General features: G+C 43.6%; 13 protein-coding genes. 8 read left to right on the top strand and 5 right to left on the bottom strand.

From position 1 onward, the window contains the following. Positions 1–18: 18 nt before the first annotated feature. Positions 19–1,284 carry an HD domain-containing phosphohydrolase gene (locus R2S67_RS05960; RefSeq protein ID WP_243327243.1) on the bottom strand — a complete coding sequence of 422 codons (1,266 nt, stop codon included), beginning with the start codon at positions 1,282–1,284 and terminating at the stop codon, positions 19–21. A 624-nt stretch (positions 1,285–1,908) separates the two neighbouring features. Here R2S67_RS05960 and R2S67_RS05955 point away from each other — a divergent pair. The 8 genes from R2S67_RS05955 to R2S67_RS05920 all read left to right on the top strand — a co-directional run bounded on the left by R2S67_RS05955 (position 1,909) and on the right by R2S67_RS05920 (position 12,559). Next, entirely contained in the window at positions 1,909–3,102 is a 1,194-nt protein-coding gene (locus R2S67_RS05955) for an iron-containing alcohol dehydrogenase (RefSeq protein WP_243327244.1), read from the top strand. Between the two features lie 161 nt (positions 3,103–3,263). Next, a complete protein-coding gene (locus tag R2S67_RS05950; protein ID WP_065646762.1) occupies positions 3,264–4,469 on the top strand; it encodes an aromatic amino acid transport family protein in 1,206 nt (401 codons plus the stop codon). Positions 4,470–4,743: 274 nt separating this feature from the next. Beyond that, a complete protein-coding gene (locus tag R2S67_RS05945) occupies positions 4,744–5,868 on the top strand; it encodes an HD-GYP domain-containing protein (RefSeq protein ID WP_301574354.1) in 1,125 nt (374 codons plus the stop codon). An 87-nt stretch (positions 5,869–5,955) separates the two neighbouring features. Further along, positions 5,956–6,174, top strand: a complete 219-nt coding sequence (locus R2S67_RS05940) for a hypothetical protein (protein WP_005377723.1) — start codon at positions 5,956–5,958, stop codon at positions 6,172–6,174. Between the two features lie 325 nt (positions 6,175–6,499). After that, positions 6,500–7,264: an ABC transporter ATP-binding protein gene (locus R2S67_RS05935; RefSeq protein WP_005394180.1), complete on the top strand. Its 765-nt coding sequence runs from the start codon at positions 6,500–6,502 to the stop codon at positions 7,262–7,264. A 10-nt stretch (positions 7,265–7,274) separates the two neighbouring features. Next, the gene (locus tag R2S67_RS05930) at positions 7,275–8,159 is read left to right on the top strand and encodes an ABC transporter substrate-binding protein (protein WP_085343866.1); all 885 of its coding nucleotides are present in this window, start codon (positions 7,275–7,277) and stop codon (positions 8,157–8,159) included. Continuing rightward, positions 8,156–10,132: a Fe(3+)-hydroxamate ABC transporter permease FhuB gene (gene fhuB, locus R2S67_RS05925; RefSeq protein ID WP_301657847.1), complete on the top strand. Its 1,977-nt coding sequence runs from the start codon at positions 8,156–8,158 to the stop codon at positions 10,130–10,132. Before R2S67_RS05930 ends, fhuB begins: the two co-directional genes overlap by 4 nt. Positions 10,133–10,336: 204 nt before the next feature. Continuing rightward, positions 10,337–12,559: a TonB-dependent siderophore receptor gene (locus R2S67_RS05920; RefSeq protein WP_317342786.1), complete on the top strand. Its 2,223-nt coding sequence runs from the start codon at positions 10,337–10,339 to the stop codon at positions 12,557–12,559. Positions 12,560–12,600: 41 nt separating this feature from the next. On the opposite strand, the gene R2S67_RS05915 is transcribed toward R2S67_RS05920, so the two are convergent. The 4 genes from R2S67_RS05915 to R2S67_RS05900 all read right to left on the bottom strand — a co-directional run bounded on the left by R2S67_RS05915 (position 12,601) and on the right by R2S67_RS05900 (position 17,706). Then, on the bottom strand, positions 12,601–13,149 hold the full coding sequence (locus R2S67_RS05915; protein WP_012841863.1) for a hypothetical protein: 549 nt from the start codon (positions 13,147–13,149) through the stop codon (positions 12,601–12,603). 252 nt (positions 13,150–13,401) lie between these two features. Further along, positions 13,402–15,177, bottom strand: coding sequence for an ABC transporter transmembrane domain-containing protein (locus R2S67_RS05910; RefSeq protein WP_124008838.1), 1,776 nt, complete (start codon positions 15,175–15,177; stop codon positions 13,402–13,404). 3 nt (positions 15,178–15,180) lie between these two features. Beyond that, complete coding sequence (locus tag R2S67_RS05905; protein ID WP_005394191.1) at positions 15,181–16,920, bottom strand: ABC transporter transmembrane domain-containing protein; 1,740 nt, start codon at positions 16,918–16,920, stop codon at positions 15,181–15,183. A 273-nt stretch (positions 16,921–17,193) separates the two neighbouring features. Continuing rightward, positions 17,194–17,706, bottom strand: a complete 513-nt coding sequence (locus tag R2S67_RS05900) for a type II secretion system protein (RefSeq protein ID WP_065646754.1) — start codon at positions 17,704–17,706, stop codon at positions 17,194–17,196. Between the last annotated feature and the right edge of the window lie 52 nt (positions 17,707–17,758).

The following is a 17,758-nucleotide window of genomic DNA, read 5'->3' as shown; positions in this document are numbered from 1 at the left end:
TGTTCGCCCCTGTTTTGATTAAACGTCGGTTGAGAGTTCGTAACACTCTGTCATGTTTCGTTCTAATACCGCATAAACGTCAGAGCAAAGCTCCTCTTTGGCTATTTGCTCACCCATAATGTCGGCGATCTGTGTTTGAGTCATTCGTCCTCGATAGGGGCGATCTTGAGACAGGGCTTGGAAGACATCCGCGACAGCAATGATACGCGATGGAACATCGAGCTCGTCGCCTGTTTTGTGATAGGGATAGCCCGACCCGTCTAAACGTTCATGATGATTGGAAGCCCACTCCGCTATTTTCGCGTTAGGGAAGACCTTATGCAATGCGAGCTGAGTATCAATGGTATGGCGTTTAATGCGTGTGTACTCTTGTTTGTTTAGAGAGCCTTCTTTGTGAAGGATTTCATCTGGTGTTTTTAACTTTCCAATATCATGCACCAGCCCTGCAATATATAACATTTCTTGGTCGTGCTCGTTTAGCCCAAGCTTAATTGCTAGATAACGAGATAATTCCGCTACTTTTTGTGAATGTTGATAAGTGAACGGGCTCTTTGCATCGACAATTTGAGCGATAAACATTCCCAAACTGTTCATATCTTGGATGGTTAATTGTTTTTGAAGCCAATCAATGCTTTTAAAATTTAGGCCTATGGTTTCAATATTTTCCGACTCCATCGCGAACCAAAACGCGTCGGTCATGACGAGTTTAACCATTGCTTCGGCCATGCTTGGATTAAACAAGGTTCCAACGTTTGCCATGATGCACTCAGCAATCAATTCTTCATGAAGCGTGACAATGTCACAGTGGCAGTTCATGACGTATTTTGAGCGCATAAAATCAAGGCGGTCCGATAAGTAGAGCAGGGCGGCCACCTCTTTTTCAAAAGGCGGTAAATCGAGCTCTTTTAGTTCGCTCCAATGTGTATGGTGGTAAAGAACTGGTGTCGCAAATTGGCGCAACAAACGACACTGCTCGAGGCTTCGGTACCCTCTTAAGCAGTGTGTTTTCACGTCTTGTGGCACCAGCTCTTCAAGTAACATTTTATGTTCTTGTGTTTCGGAGACTCCACAGTCGTGGATCATACCTGCGAAGTAACAAAACTCCGCTTTTTCTGGCTCCCAACCCATGACGCGAGCACATTGGTAAGCGATATAAGCGACACGATGGCTGTGGTGAGTATCGTCAACACCGACATAATCGAGTGCTCGAGCAACCCAGATAAGTGCTTGTTTTAGATCGACTTCAAAGCCCGTGTCCGTATGGGAATGGCAAGAATGATTCATGGTTTATACCGACATTGCTAATTAGCCCACGCGAAACCCAAATCAGAAGGTGATAGGAAAATTGGGTACGACAGCGAATAGACCCCAAAAAGGTGGGCGTTTAGACGTAGTTTTAATTATGGGGCGGATAATAATCCTAGTTGCATAACAATATCACCTGAAGCTCATGATTAAGAGTCAGTTATTTGAACTAAGTATTAGTTTTGAAAGATTATTGTTGCTTTTATTGACTTATTTGAAAACGACAATAAATCATGATGTAACGCATTCTTATTTGTATTTTTATAAGTGATGTTCGGATTAGATTACTGATATACCGTACAGTTATGTGATTAAGCAGAATCCATATTTTTGAGTTTGTATGAATGATAAAGCATCTTGAATAACCACTTTATGATCGGCGAAGCCGAAGAGGGGGGAGTCATTAAGGTAACGCTAATGGCAAATCATAAAAAATAATTTTCTCTACAGCTCACGTGGTGTGGGGAGATCAAGATAACGGTATTGCTCCCTCAGCAGCATTTATGTGTTGATGAAATGACTTAATTAAAAATGTGTGATTGCAAAGTAAGCATAGGTGATAAAAGTAGCTAGAATGATAGCTCTAAATGAAAAGGATTTCGTATGTTGAAGCATCGCTTATATCGGACTTACACCGCAGGGCTAAAAATAGCAGCTCTTATCCTTCCTATGCCGAGACCAACCTTGTTTTCCGGCCCCGGTTCGATGAATGAGCTATTAGAATCGATGACCGAACTGGGATTTAAACGCGTCTTATTAGTTACCGATGAAGGGTTAGTCCAAGTCGGTATTGTCGATAAGGTGCTCGAAGCGGCAGCACAGCTCGATTTGCAGTTAGATGTTTTCTCGAAAGTGCAGCCCGATCCTACCTATGATCAGGTAGAAAGCGGTCTAGAGGCTTACCATCGTTTTCATTGTGAGGGCATATTAGCTTTGGGTGGTGGCTCGGCAATGGACTGCGCAAAGGTCATTGCTGCGAAAGTTACCAATAAACGGCCAATAAAAAAGTTAGCTGGACTATTGAAAGTATGGCGAATGCCAGCGCCTCTGTTTGCTATTCCAACGACCGCAGGAACAGGAAGTGAGGTCACCATCGCCGCGGTCGTATCAGATCCCTCCTCACACATTAAAACCCCTTTGATGGATCCAAAGTTGGTGCCACTAATGGCAGCTTTAGATGCGAATTTAATGATTGGTTTGCCTCCTAAGATCACGGCTGATACTGGCGTTGATGCATTAACTCACGCTATTGAGGCGTATGTGTCGAGAAATGCTACTCAAGAAACTAGGGCTTACTCTGTTGCCGCCATTAAGTTAATTTTTAAGTATCTTCCTCGGGTCGTAGCACAAGGGGATGATGTTGAAGCTCGACATAAAATGGCCATGGCATCCTACTACGCAGGTTTAGCATTTACGAAAGCGAGTTTGGGTTATGTTCATGCGTTTGCTCACACATTCGGTGCGAAATATGGAATACCTCATGGCATGGCAAACGGATTAGCCTTGTTACCTGTGCTGCGCTTTTCATTATCAGAGATAGAGCCTCAACTAAGAAAACTCGATGCGTTGACGGCCGAAGGGCAGTCAGGTGAGGCGAGTGCTCAACACTTTTTGACGCACGTGGAGTCTTTGTTTGCAAGCATTGATATTAAGCAGAAAAGTGCACTCATTAAGCGCGAAGATGCTGATGCGCTTGTAGATTTAATTCTGAAAGAGGCGCACTGGAATTACCCTGTCCCTAAGTTCATGAGCAGGGAAGAATGTACTCAGCTATTGTTGGATATTAGTACTGTGTAAATTTTAATTTACACTTGTGGTTTTTTATCCTTACACTTTGCTTGATCTTCTGCTGAAGATCCTACAATATCGACAGCATTACAAATATGGTGTTGGTTTCGGTACGCCGTTGCCCGATCTAATACCGATAATTCCTAATAAAGTGTAAAGATAAATATACAATGAGTCGTTCTAAAGTATTCGGTAGTACGCTAATTATCGCGGGAACTACAATAGGTGCTGGCATGCTAGCCCTTCCACTTGCCTCTGCCGGCATTGGTTTTTCAACTTCAATCATCATCATGCTCAGTTTATGGGCTCTGATGGCTTTCACTGCCTTACTCATGCTTGAGCTTCATCAGCATGCAGAAAGTAGTGCAACTCTTCATACTTTAGCGAAACAGATCCTGGGCCAAAAAGGCAAGTGGGTGGCAAGTTTTGCGATGTTGTTTCTGTTCTACTCATTGTGTGCAGCGTACATCGCTGGCGGTGGTGCTCAGTTCGGAGACCGTCTTGCACAATGGTTTGACCTTGATATTTCAGGGCCTACATCAACGATAATCTTTACCTTGATTGTGACTTTAGTTGTGACAGTTGGTACAGGTACGGTCGATAAAGTTAACCGAGTGTTGTTCGCGATGAAACTTGTTGCGATGGTTGCTGTGCTTTCTTTTCTTGCTCCAAACGTTACGGAATCTTACTTATTGAGTATGCCGATTGAGCAAGGTCTTATTGTAGCGGCGATTCCTGTTATCTTTACTTCGTTTGGTTTCCACGGAAGCATTCCGGCAATTGTGAATTACTTAGATGGCGATACTTCTTCTTTGCGCAAAGCCGTTATTATTGGCTCGACGATCCCGCTCGTGATTTACATCTTTTGGCAGATCGTGACATTGGGTGTGGTTAGCCAAAGTACGCTTATTGAAAACGGTGGGTTGAGCGCGCTTATTGGTCAACTATCACAGACGGTGCACCAATCAAACTTAGGCAACATTGTCGGTGTATTTGCTGATTTGGCACTGTTAACGTCATTTCTTGGTGTGAGTTTAGGTCTATTCGAGTTTTTGGGTGACACCATCAAAGGGAGCAACGATAAGCCTAATCGCTTGGTTGCGGCACTCGTGACGTTTACCCCACCGCTGGGCTTCGCACTTTTTTACCCTCAAGGCTTTATTATGGCTTTGGGTTATGCAGCGATTGCATTAGCGATTTTAGCCATCTTTTTGCCTTTGGTTATGGTGATCAAGGTTCGTAAATCGGATGATTTTACGGGGGAGTACCGAGTTGCTGGTGGCCAAGGAGCATTAGTGATAACGGGTATCGCTGGCACAGGTATCGTATTAGCTCAGCTGTTAATTACGTTGGGTGTGCTTCCTGCTCTGGGCTAGTTGTTTAGAACGTTCTCTGAATAACCTCTAGTTACTGAATTCATTGTAATCAATCAGTATTGTTAAGCCAATGAGTTTCGCTCGTTGGCTTTTTTAATCTGGATCAAATTACCGTAAGATATTCGGTGAAAGAATTGGTAGAAATGTGCTTTTATTTCGTACACTTAAGTTGTGGTATATCGATAATTTAAGTGGAGAAAACCGCTCAAAATACCATTGAATTTGCAACACAATGAGCTTCTCTTGTTTCTCTGCTTGGGTGTGGAGGTGAAGTATGGCGCACCGGAGTTTTTACCCGTTTGCAAAACCGCTTAATGAGCAACTGCAAACGCTAAAGGGCAGGATGCAGGCGCACTTGCCGTGTATTGATAGGGTGTCATTTGCTAAATATCACCCAGACCAAGATGTGCTCAAATCATTTGCAGAAAGTGAGTTCGACACTTGGTGTTTAGCCCACCATGAGTCAGCATTCCGTAAGCTCCACCACCTCAATATTGCCTCCAAAAACGCGATTCCTCGCATCGTCGAAGATCTTCACGATATTAATCACTGTCCTCGGGTTCAAACCTTACTCAAACACGGATACCAGTCGTCGGTTGCGATTCCTTGTTACGACAATAAAGCATTTACAGGCTTTGTGTTTTTAAATTCCACTCAGCCCAATGCGTTTAGCTTAGAAGCGTTGAATAGTCTCAAACCTTATTTCGAAATGATTCAATTTGCGGTTGAATCAGAAGACCACGTCGTTAGCGCAATAGAAACGTTGGCGAACCGAATGCAATGTATGATGCCAGGCTACTCCCCTGAGTTTTACGCGCATACCAAACGAATGAAGTACTACAGCCAAGTCATCGCAACGCAGTTAGCGGATCGTTATCACCTGAATGATGAAATGGTCGAAGATATTGGTATTTTTGCTCAATTCCATGCGCTCAGTGATGTTCAGCTGCCAGTTGAAATTGCTAGTCGCCGAACAAATTATACTCAAGAACAAGAGGCGATATTGATTCAACATATTGAGCGTTGCATCGACTCGGCCGATGACATAGTGGCTCGTATCGGAAATCCGGTTCACCCGAGTGTGACTTTGTTTTTGCAGATGGTTACTTATCAATACGAAAACTTAAATGGTACTGGTTATCCGTATGGCTTAACCAGTGGCGATATACCAATCGCCGCGCAAATTACGGCTGTCGCGAATGCCTTTGATTTTATGACGACGCACCATCCGTACAGACAAGCGTGGTCCATCCCATACGCATTGTTAGAACTTGAAAAATGGGTATATCAGGGATGGTTATCTCGAGAATGTGTTAATGCTCTGCGAGAGCATCAAGGTTATATAAAGCAAATCATCCACAAATATCCCGAGCACTATACAGGCTTGGGGTTAATGTGAAGAGCAGTAACGAAGTTGAAATGTTGACGAGGAGGAATATTTAAACAATACTGTTTTTATATACAGTAATAAGTTTGGAGGTGAAGTATGTTGTGGGAAACCCTTGAAAGAGTAAACCGCTTACGCCAACAAGCACTTGCAAATCCTGAGTTTGTTGAGTCAGCAAAAGAGCACGAACAAGCACTTCAGGAGCAAGAATACCATTATCAAACGAAGAAAAAGCGTTCAGCCAAAGACAAACAAGGTAAAAAGTCGCTGGCCGATATCTATAAAGAAGTAGAGTTTGGCGCTGACGCTCGTCATTAATTTATTCACTGCGGCATTTCTCATTTCTTCATGCGCCGCAGTATTCATTCAAATTTATGCGAGGGCAGTGGTAGACCGCTGCTCTCGTTGACCTGCCGACAATCCACTAATGAAGTCATCCGCAACAAATAATCATTAACGCTTAGTAATTCTCTCAATGAACTTGTTGATGTAATGATAATGACAACGGTTTGCATTTGTATCTTTGTTGTTATATAAAACCTCCCTTATTAATCGTTCTGTTGAATAAGAACGGCAAACGTGATGAACGAATGAAAGCGGTTGATTAGCTTTCATTTGTGAATGGCTATTAGGTGAAGTAGGGATGTTGGAAGCTAAAGCACTCCAGTTTGAGATTGAAGGCAAGTCATTGCTAAAAGCGTTTGATGTGACATTTGAACCTGGAAAAACATACGCTCTTGTTGGGCACAATGGTTCAGGAAAATCCACATTGTTAAAGTTGCTGGCACAGCAACAGCCATACACCGCTGGTGACGTGGTTCTGCATGGAACGAGCATTAACGATCTCTCAGCGAAAAAATTCGCCCAACACATTGCCTACTTGCCTCAGCATCTTCCGGTGACCGACAGTATTTTAGGTCGAGATTTAGTCGGTTTTGGTCGTTACCCATGGCATGGTTTACTTGGTCGTTTGAGCAAGAAAGATCATGACATTGTTGAAGAATCAATGGCGATGACAGGAACACTAAAATACGCAGATCGCTTAGTTGATACGCTATCTGGAGGGGAGCGCCAACGAGTGTGGCTAGCCATGCTATTAGCGCAAAAAACCGAGTATTTGCTTCTTGATGAGCCTTTGTCTGCATTAGATATTAGCCATCAAGTCGATATGTTGAAGCTCATCTCTAAACTCAGTAAAGAGTTGGGCTTGGGCGTTATTATCGTACTGCACGATATCAACTTAGCGGCGCGCTTTTGCGATCATATCGTTGCATTACATCAAGGTGATTTGATTGCACAAGGCAATGTTGAACAGGTGTTTACTGAACCTAAGCTGAGGGACATATACGGGATCGAGATGAAGATCTCTGACCACCCTGCGGGTTATCCGGTGGCGATGCCAAGCTAGAGGTTGAATAATGAGCAGTACAAACACTCGACTTAAGCATTTCTCTTTCGCTCTCTCACTTAGTGCGCTTTTGGTCAGTTCCTTTCAAGCAGTAGCTGAGGCGTCACCTCGAGTGATGTCGGTTGATTGGACACAAACTGAAACGATGTTGGCGTTAGGGGTCGTGCCCGTAGGCGTCGCTCAAGGGCAAGATTACGATGCTTGGGTAAAATCCCCACCGTTACCACCTCAAACTAAGGATGTAGGGTTAAGAACTCAACCCAATATAGAGCGTATTTACGAGCTCAGACCTGACCGTATTTTTATTGCCCCGTATTTCTCCTCAATGAAGCATCGCTTAGTCGATATTGCCCCCGTTACCACGATTGACTTATATGAAAGCGGGATTACAGATTGGTCGGTACTTACTCGTTTCACTCGGAGGTTTGGTGAAGAGCTAGGAAGAGAAGCGGAAGCTGAGGCACTTATACAAAAATATGAAGAACGTTTCTCTTTATTAAAACAGCGCATAAACAAAGACCAGCCGCCGCTTTTAATGATTCAGTTTATGGATACGAAGCACGTTCGTGTTTTTGGTCAGAATAGTCTTTACTCTCAGGCTATCGAAAAGATTGGGCTGAGTAATGCGTGGAACGAAGAGACAAATAGCTGGGGCTTCAGCTTAGTCGGCATCGATAAGTTAGCAGGTATAAGAGCCCAAATTGTTATCGTTGAGCCATTGCCTCATGGTGGCGAAAAGCAGCTCTCTCAAGATCCGTTTTGGCAATACGTTGTTCAACAGTCTGGTGAGAAGGTCATGCAAGTCGCGCCTGTTTGGAGTTTTGGTTCTATGCCTTCAGCGCTTCGGTTCGCGGAGTTAGTTACGGCGAGTAAGGTCGAGGAGTTAGAACAATGAAAGCCATGCCTTTAAGCCTTGTGGTGTTACTTTCGGCATTTACCTTTTCTATTGGTGCTTTCCAATTGTATCAAGCAAGTTCATTCTCACTGGCTCTTAGCAGTTTATGGGAACCTAACTTTCAGTCTATCGATTCCGTCTTACTTCACTTTAGCTGGTGGCCTCGAGTCTTCACCACGATTATTTCTGGTGCCGGATTAGCGGTTGCTGGGGTATTAATGCAACAAGTTCTGCGCAATCCTCTTGCTTCGCCCACGACATTAGGTGTGGCGAGCGGTTCAAGTTTTGCTTTGATGTTAGCTACGCTATTTGCACCTTGGATGTTGGATATTGCACCTAATTTGGTTGCTCTCATCGGCGGTGTGACATCGATGGGGTTGGTGATGCTGTTGTCATGGCGACGAGCGTTATCTCCAACGGTCGTCGTCGTTTCTGGGTTAGTGATAAACCTGTACTTTGCATCATTAAGTACGGTTATTCTGATGATGAATACCGAAAAGCTGAATGGATTAATGATATGGGGAGCGGGCTCGCTTGTTCAGAGCGGATGGGGTGATTTCTCGTATCTTGCACCTCGAATCGCACTTGCTACGGTTATCGCATTTGTGTTTGCAAAGCCGTTAAGTCTGTTAGAACTCTCCGAGCAAGGTGCCAAGAGTTTAGGTGTCTCGCTAGCCAAACTGCGCTTTGTCTGTCTTGGGCTTGCGGTGTTAATCACTTCTTGGGTCGTTTCTGCAGTAGGAATCATCGGTTTCATCGGATTAGCAGCGCCAGCGATTACTCGATTGATAGGTATCAATAAAATCCAGCATAAGCTTTGGGTATCAATGCTGATTGGTGCCATGTTATTGACTTTAACCGATTTGGTTATTCAGCAACTGCCGGGGCTAATGGCGAGTTTTATACCAACGGGAGCAGCAACGGCTGCATTGGGCGCTCCGCTACTGTTATGGTTGTTACCTCGCTTATCACAAAAGACGCAGGGCCATACTCAAACAGTGTTAACTCGACACCGTCAACATGTTTACAAGCTAAACCCTAAAGCGATCTCATTGGCGTTGATCGGCACGTTAATTTCCGTTGTTCTTTTTGCCACGGTTGCTGTGCAAAATGAAGGGTGGACAAACTTATTTGCTAGCCAAAATTGGATTTTTTTGGAATGGCGCGCACCTAGATTATTTGCAGCAGCAATTGCGGGGGCAATGTTAGCGATTGCTGGAACCATGATTCAACGCCTAAGTGGAAACCCAATGGCCAGTCCTGAAGTGATCGGTATCAGTTCAGGGACAGCGATGGGATTGATCATCGCGATGTTTACTGGGTTTGGTTCGTCAATTTTCACTCTTTCTTTAGGTGGGCTCGTAGGCGCATTAGCGACGGTATTGGTCATTGTGCTGCTAAACCGTAAGTCAGGCTTTCAGCCGGAGCGTATTTTGTTGACTGGTATTGCTATTACCGCACTGATGAATGCAATACAGAGCTTTATTCTAGCCACTGGTGACCCAAGAAGTTATCAAGCATTGGCTTGGTTGTCTGGGTCTACCTACTATGTTTCGGTTGAAACGTTACTCCCATTGTCTTTATCTGCGCTTGTCTTTATAGGGTTGAGTTTTCTCTGCGTAAGATGGCTAGATATTCTTCCTGTTGGCGCCGCTTCCTCTAAAGCACTTGGGATTCGCGTTGATCGTTCGCGCGCGATACTGCTGCTTTTAGTTGCTTGTCTCACGGTCAGTGCGACATTGGTTGTTGGTCCTATTAGCTTTGTTGGGTTACTGGCTCCGCATTTAGCTCGCTTATTTGGCTTTAACAAAGCGTCACAACACATGTTATGCGCCGCGATATTGGGTTCCGGCGTGATGTTGTTGGCCGATTGGTTGGGACGACAAGTTCTTTACCCACAAGAAATACCAACAGGGCTGATGGCATCTCTCATTGGCGGTTTGTATCTGATGTGGGGATTACGCCGTTTATAGATACCAGCTAAGCCTCAACGAAGAAAGTACTTATACAACAAACAAGCACTCGCAGTGGCATTGGTAACCTATGCGAGTGCTTTATGCAAAACCTCTGGTTTGTCTTTTATGGAAACAATTGGCGATGCTGTAACTCGCTTTTCTTTCAGCGATCGCTGAAGTCATGAAGGGTTAGTTTGGCTGCCGACAAAAAAGGAGAATAATATGACTCGGCAGTTTATGCTGACACCAACGTCAATGGCGGTTGTATTAGCGTTATCAACGCCAAATGTCTTAGCTCAGGAAAATGAAAATATAGTTGTGATTGGACAGAAGCAAGACAGTGCAGTTGGCCCTGATTTTAGTTATCTTGGAGTGAAGAGTCGGGCAGCGACGAAAACTGATATTGCCATCAATGAAACCCCAAGAGCGGTATCTGTTGTTACGCGAGAACAAATGGATGATCGTGCCTCTATTAGCATTTCTGACGCGCTACAGTACACACCAAGTATTCAAACTAATTATTTCGGCGAAGATAACAAGCAAGATTGGTTTATTATTCGTGGTTTTAAACAGGCGAACAGCGGGCTGTATCAAGATGGTACCCGTTTATATTCTTCTGGTTTCTATAGTTGGCAAATAGATCCGTTTGCGTTAGAAAGGGTTGAAGTGTTACGTGGTGCAGCGTCTGTTCTTTATGGGCAAAACCCTCCTGGTGGGGTTATCAATGTCGTCAGTAAGCGACCTCAATTTGATGGAGGCTCAGGGCTTGTATCTTTGGAGTACGGTTCTGAAGACCGTAAACAACTTTCTCTTGACGTAAACTCTGAGGTGAGTGAGCAGTTAGCTTTCCGCTTTCAAGGGTTAGCGAGAAAAAATGGGACGAGAATTAGTGGGGTAGAAGCAGAGCGCATTCTTCTCTCTCCATCAATGACGTACAAATTTAATGAGACGTCTGAAATTACCTTTCTAACGAGCTATCAAAAAGACGACTCAGATCCTTATCTGCAATTTTTGCCAGTTGAAGGAACGTTAACGCCAAACAAAAATGGAAAGATCAGTGATAGTTTAGCGATAGGCAATCCCAACTGGGAGACGTTTGAGCGTGAGCAGGTGTCTTTAGGCTATGAGTTTTCTCATGCGTTTAATGATACCACTTCGTTTGTTCAAGCTGCTCGTTACAGTGAAATGGATGTTAAGTTGAGACAAATGTATTCGTACGTTTACTCGGCTGATGTACCTGGGTTGGGGCCGATTTTAGATCCATCAAATGAACGCAAGACCATACTTCGGGGCGCTTCAACAGAAGATGGGTCATCCGATGCTTTTAATATTGATAATCGTTTGATGCACCAAGTAAATTGGGGAAGTGTTGAGCATAACTTGATGTTGGGTTTAGATTTTCAAACGATCAGTATCGATGGTAAGGACTTTGCTAATGATCCTATCGTTGCTGATGGTAATGCACTCTTAAACACACCAATGGGAGCTTTGCCTGACTCTAGGTTTAATGTATTTAATCCCACTTATTCGGATAATATAATGTTACTCGATCCGAATACGCTACAGCCATTGAGCGAAACCGATAAGCAAAGAACGAAAATCGAGAACCGACAGCTCGGTGTCTACTTTCAAGATCATATGCTGATTAACGATAAATGGGCAATGTTATTGGGTGCTCGTTACGACGATACAAGTAACGAAGTACATAATGTTACCACGGGTGCTCGCACGAAAGTCGACAACGGAGAGTGGACGTTTAGTGTGGGAACGGCTTATATTTCTGATTCAGGCTTCACACCATACTTTAGTTACTCTCAGTACTTTGATCCAATTATTCAAGAAGATAGCAATGGTAAGCCAGCGAAGCCGGAAAGCGGTGATCAAATTGAAATCGGTGTAAAATACCAACCGGATTCATTCGATGGCTATTTCAATATCGCAACGTATCGGGCAACAAAAGAAAACTTGGCTCGTATCTACTTGAGTGAATTGACGCAAATAGGAAAAATAGAAAATAACGGCGTTGAGTTTGAAGCTGTAGCCAATGTGACACCTTCTTTAACATTAATCGGAAACATAGCCTATGTTGATGCAGAGATAAAAGAAGACGTCAATAAGACATGGGTTGGCAAAACACCTTCTCAAGTCGCGAATACCGTATCATCAGCTTGGGCACATTATCGTTTCTTTGATGGACCTCTTGATGGCTTTGCTGTTGGCTTAGGTGCGCGCTATACAGGTGAGTCATACGGAGATAATGAAGAGAGACTAAAAGTACCAAGTTACTTTTTAATGGATGCGACGGTCAGCTATCGCATTGGAGATTACAAGCTACAAGTCGCAGCCAAAAATATCACTGATAAAGAGTACATAGCGACATGTGATGGTTTTTGTTGGTATGGCGATCGACAAAATATTATTGCCAGTTTAACTTACGATTGGTGATTTAACGGATAAATAAACACCCCTAGTGTAGGGGTGTTTATTTAGAAATCGGCTTTGCGGACAAAGTGTGGGTTTTTGTACTTTTTCTGCGGACCAAACGATGATACGACGAGCTTGTTCCATAACGTTTTGTCAAACTCACCCTTTGGAATCGAAGGGTAGAGGGTTTCCTCTTCTTCTCTTGCAAAGTTCATGTACTGTTTCTTCTTAATTTGATTGTACTTTTTGGCGATCTGGTTATGTTTCCTTACCCACTCCAGTTTGTAATTGTGGAGCACTTTTTCACCTTCTTCTGCACTCATTCGAGATAGGAATAATCGCTTGTACGAGACCTTTCTGTCCAACATTGTGCGCATGACGGTTTGGATATATTTACCGTGGTGCGTGACAGTAATATCTTTTTCGTCAATAGGAGTGACGCACCAGCCTTTAGGTAAAAAGTCTGGCTTCTTAAACTGCTTATTACGCTCCATTAGCGCCTGATGTAAAATCAAATCAGAGGTACCGCGGAACGTTTTTTGCCATTTACCGATACGAATTTGAATCGAACCAGGCAAGCGATAGATGTTAGTAAACTTATCTTTGTCCATGGACTTGTGTCATGAGATTAATATGCATTATTAGAAAGTGAAAAACAGTCTAGTGCAAAGGGCACCAGACTGAAGTACCGTACGATTTTACAACGACCTTGCGTGATATAGCGAGGGGTTATGTCAATAATAGGTAAGAAATAGAAAATTAGTTCACATTATGAAGAAATTGGAAGCTAATCAGGCTAACTTTTGAAGTTGGGCCGATTATGCCCATGCCTACCAAATAAAAAGAAGGCATGGGTATAAAAATCACACCGCTTCTTCGAGTTGCTTGGTTTCTTCTTCAATCTGCTGTAAATGTCGGTTTGCTTGCTGTAACTGATACATTTGGGCATAACGACCATTTTGTTTCAACAGTGCTTTGTGTGTGCCTTTCTCTACTAACTCCCCATGATGAAGAACAATTATTTGGTCCGCATCCAAAATAGTTGAAAGTCGATGAGCGATAACGACTAGTGTCATGTCTTGTCTGAGTACTGCCAAGCTCTTTTGTATTAAAGCTTCTGTTCCTGAGTCAATATTGGCCGTTGCTTCATCTAATATCAATATTTTAGGTTTTACTACAAGCACACGTGCTAACGCTAAGAGCTGTTTTTGTCCAGCAGATAGATTGGTTTCACCTTGACCTAACTGCGTGTCTAGCCCATTAGGATAACGGTGAATTTGCTCTGCCAAACCTACCTTGTCTAACGCATCCCATATTTGAGTATCGTCAACCGCTCGACTAAGAGAGATGTTTTCTCTGACTGAAGCAGGGAGAATGTGCGGATCTTGCTGAACCATTGCCACATCTTTACGAAGGACGTCTTTCCCTAGTGTTTTAAGTGGACGACTATCGATGAGCAGTTCACCATATTGCGTTGGATAAAAGCCCATTAACAGTGACGCTAATGTGCTTTTACCGCTTCCTGTATGCCCGACAAGCGCGATAAAGTCTTGGTGGTTGGCCCTCAACGAAATGTCTTTTAGGACGTCCTGTTTACCATCGTAGCTAAATGTGAGGTCTTTAAGTTCGATAGCACCTGACCTTAATGGTTGATGATCGTTCCCGTAAGTTTGTTCTTTCGCATCAATCAATTCAAAAACACGTTCGCTTGATACTAACGCTTGCTGAAGTAGAGCAAGTTGCTGAGTCATCTCAATTAGTGGTTCAGTAACTCGCGCAAGATAACTGATAAATGCATACAGTACCCCCACACCAATCAACTCAATACCATTAAAACCAAAGATCGCAACCAAGCAAAGTAACGCGAGGCCAGCGAGCAAGTCCATCAATGGTCTTAGCAGATAGCCGTTTAGCCGAATCACTCGTTTAGATGCCACCAAGTGCTCTGCGGTTAGCTCGTTGAACTGTTTATTAAAACGCTCTTCTTGTTGCATTAATTGAATGACACTCATCCCTTGAATGGATTCACTCAGATTCGCATTTATATCAGTCAATAGGTCACGCATCTTTCGGTAGCTTTCTGTACTTAGCTGCTTAAACAAGTACATAAAGCCGATGACGATCGGTAGCAATACAAGCACAACAAGTGTGAGTTTCCAGCTCATGAAAAACATAACGCCAAGCATCACCACAATCATGACCACGTTTTTCACCACGGTCGCGATCAAGAGCTCATAAAATTGCTGTAGAGATTCCGTATCGTTGGTGATTCGCGATACCAATTTCCCCGCAGGAGTGTAATCAAACGCAGATAACGGCTGCTTAATCACGCCAGAAAATACTTGCTTACGAATCGTTTTGATCGTGTTAGCCGCGACAATGCTAAATTGCAATGACTGAAAATACTGGAATGTTGCCGATACAATCTGAAGAGCGATATAACCTACTGCTAGCGAAATCAGAACATTCTGTGAATAGTCACCTTTAGCGATGTGCTCATCAATGAAATATTGAATCAACCAAGGGCCGCCAGCGCTAGCTAACGCTGCGATAAACAGTAAAGCAAGTCCTTTAATCATTGGCTTTGGTTGAGATAATGGGTAAGACATCAACCGTTTAAACGTACTGGTCTGGTTCATTCATTATTCCTCCATCGCCTGCTCTAGTTTCTGATACTCGAACATTTCGGCGTACCATCCCTGATGCGCTAATAAAGCGCTATGTTGCCCACGTTCAGTAATGTGGCCGTGATTCAAGACAATGATCTCGTCTGCTGCTTCCAATGCGGTGAGGCGGTGTGCAATAACGATTAGGGCTTGATCACGGTAGTGTGTTTCCAAATTCTTAAGGATTTGATGTTCGGTTCGGCCATCAACAGCCGAAAGCGCATCATCCAATACCAAGACTTGTGCATTTAGTAACATAGCGCGTGCTATCGCAATTCGTTGTTTTTGTCCTCCAGAGAGAGTAATGCCTTTCTCGCCAACTTCAGTTTGATAGCCTTCAGGAAACTTCTCTATATCATCATGAATACAGGCTAACTTTGCTGCTCTGTAGACTTCTTCCTTTCCCGCGTTAGGGTTTCCTAAGGCAATATTGTCAAAGATAGATTTGGAGAATAGAAACGGGCTTTGATTAACCACGGCAAAGCGGTTGCGCCACTGAGGAAGTAGGGCATCTTTAATCTCAACATCCCCGAATGTAATTGAACCGTTTGTTAGGTCGTGCTGACGCAAAAGCAGCGTTAGCAGGGTTGATTTTCCGCTTCCGACAGGGCCAGCTACTCCCAACATTTTACCGGGTTCAAGTTCGATTTTTATTTCGGCTAAAGCTGGTGGTAAATCACTGGACCAGTGGAAAGCATCGATATCAATTTTTAATGGCAGTGGTTTATCTTCTAATGGTTTATTTCCACTGACAATCTCTGGTGTTTCATCAAAGATCTCTTGTAGGCGATTCCATGCTGCGGAGCCTCGCTCTAAAATATTAAATAAGAAAGCGAAGGCCAGCATAGGCCATATCATTAACCCTAAATACATCGTAAAGGCTGTTAGATCACCAAGCGTGATCTCTCCCTTATCGACAAGGTAAGCACCAGCAGCGACACTGAGAAGGAAAGAGAGGCCGATGGTGAGTTGGATAGCTGGATCAAATCTCGCGTCGACTCTAGCGACGGCGATATTTTTCTGACCGGTATCATCGACTACATCGTCAAAGCGCTGTTGTTCTTGATTCTCTAACCCAAAAGCTCGCAACATTCGCACGCCGTTAAGTGACTCTTGCGTCATGTCTGACATGGTAGAAAAGGCTTCCTGAGCAATGCGGAAACGTTGATGCAGTATACGGACGATAAAAAAGATGATGATTGCAAGAAACGGCATTGGAAGCAGTGCCATAACGGTGAGCTTCCAGCTAACTTGCGTTACCATGATGATTAAAACTGCAATACCCGTGATCAAGGAATCGGCTGCCGTTAAAACCCCTTCGCCGGCTGTCATTACGATGTTACGTACATCATTAGTACCACGCGCCATCAGATCACCGGTCTTATAACGTTCGAAAAATCGGGGTGGTTGTGTCGATAAGTGCCTATAGAGACGATTACGTAGAATGGTTCCGAGTTCCCAGCTTGCGCCGAAAAGCCAAATTCGCCATAAGATACGGCATCCATAAATGGCAAAGATCAGTGCAGTGAGTCCCAAGAGCCACAGAATCAGCGTATTTGTATCTAACGTGTTATCTACGACCCCATCAACGATGATACCGACCGCTTTAGGAGGAACAAGTTGTAGAGTTGATATCACAGCGAAAAGCAAAATCGATCCGACATAATGCTTCCACTTTTGTTGGAAATACCAACGTAACTGCCAGAATATTCTCATCATGCCTCCCGCTTTAAATTATTGAATTTGTTATAGAACTATTATTGAGCGAAATGATGAGTTTACAAGCACAAATTATTGGCGGTCGGAAAAACGATAGATTGTTTCGATTACGGGCGCGTGCGGTCGCGAATTACTTGTTTTCTCGCTGCAAGCTAACTATGAAACAACATTATGTGAAATAGTTGTTAATAATGGATTTTGGGGCCAGTGTTCTGCTAAAAGCGATGAAAGCACCAAAAGTGCAACTGTCACTTTCACTCACTAGGGGAACTAGCAGTCGTCAGTTTGTATTTTGTAGCTGACTTGGCCACCTGGAGTTTCTGGGTAGTAAACTTCGACATAACACATATGGTCTGGACCAACAGGTTTGTTTGCAAAGCCGATAAGGAAATAGGGTTCGTCCGGGCTGTCTACCCCGTACCAAGTATTGATAGTGAGTTGAGGGTCGAAACCTGCCAGCTCTTTTGCGGGAATGACATTCTTAATAAATCCAAAGTAACCAATTAGGTCGTTATTGCCGTCATTATCTAGATCAATGTTATATTGTTTGTCGCCATCTACCGTCTCTTGAGATTGAATAACGGCTTTAGTGTACACAAAGTTGTTTGCAGTCATGAGCGCTTCCCTCGCGCCATATAGAACCGCCACTCGGGCATCTTTTTGCAGACCAAGAAATTTAGGAAGGGCAATAACACTAACGACACCAAGGATAATGATGCACACAATGAGTTCAATGAGGGTAAATCCTTGAGAGCGATGCACTGCCTTTTCTCCATGAGTCATGAATAGTTTGGCGGCTATTTTGATATAAAAATGCGTAGGTCAAGTATTAAAA

It is taken from the genome of Vibrio sp. T13N, from assembly GCF_032970445.1.
GTDB classification, from domain to species: Bacteria; Pseudomonadota; Gammaproteobacteria; order Enterobacterales; family Vibrionaceae; genus Vibrio; species Vibrio diabolicus.
Note: the sequence above shows the minus strand (reverse complement) of the source record. Positions and strands in the feature narration are given on the sequence as shown.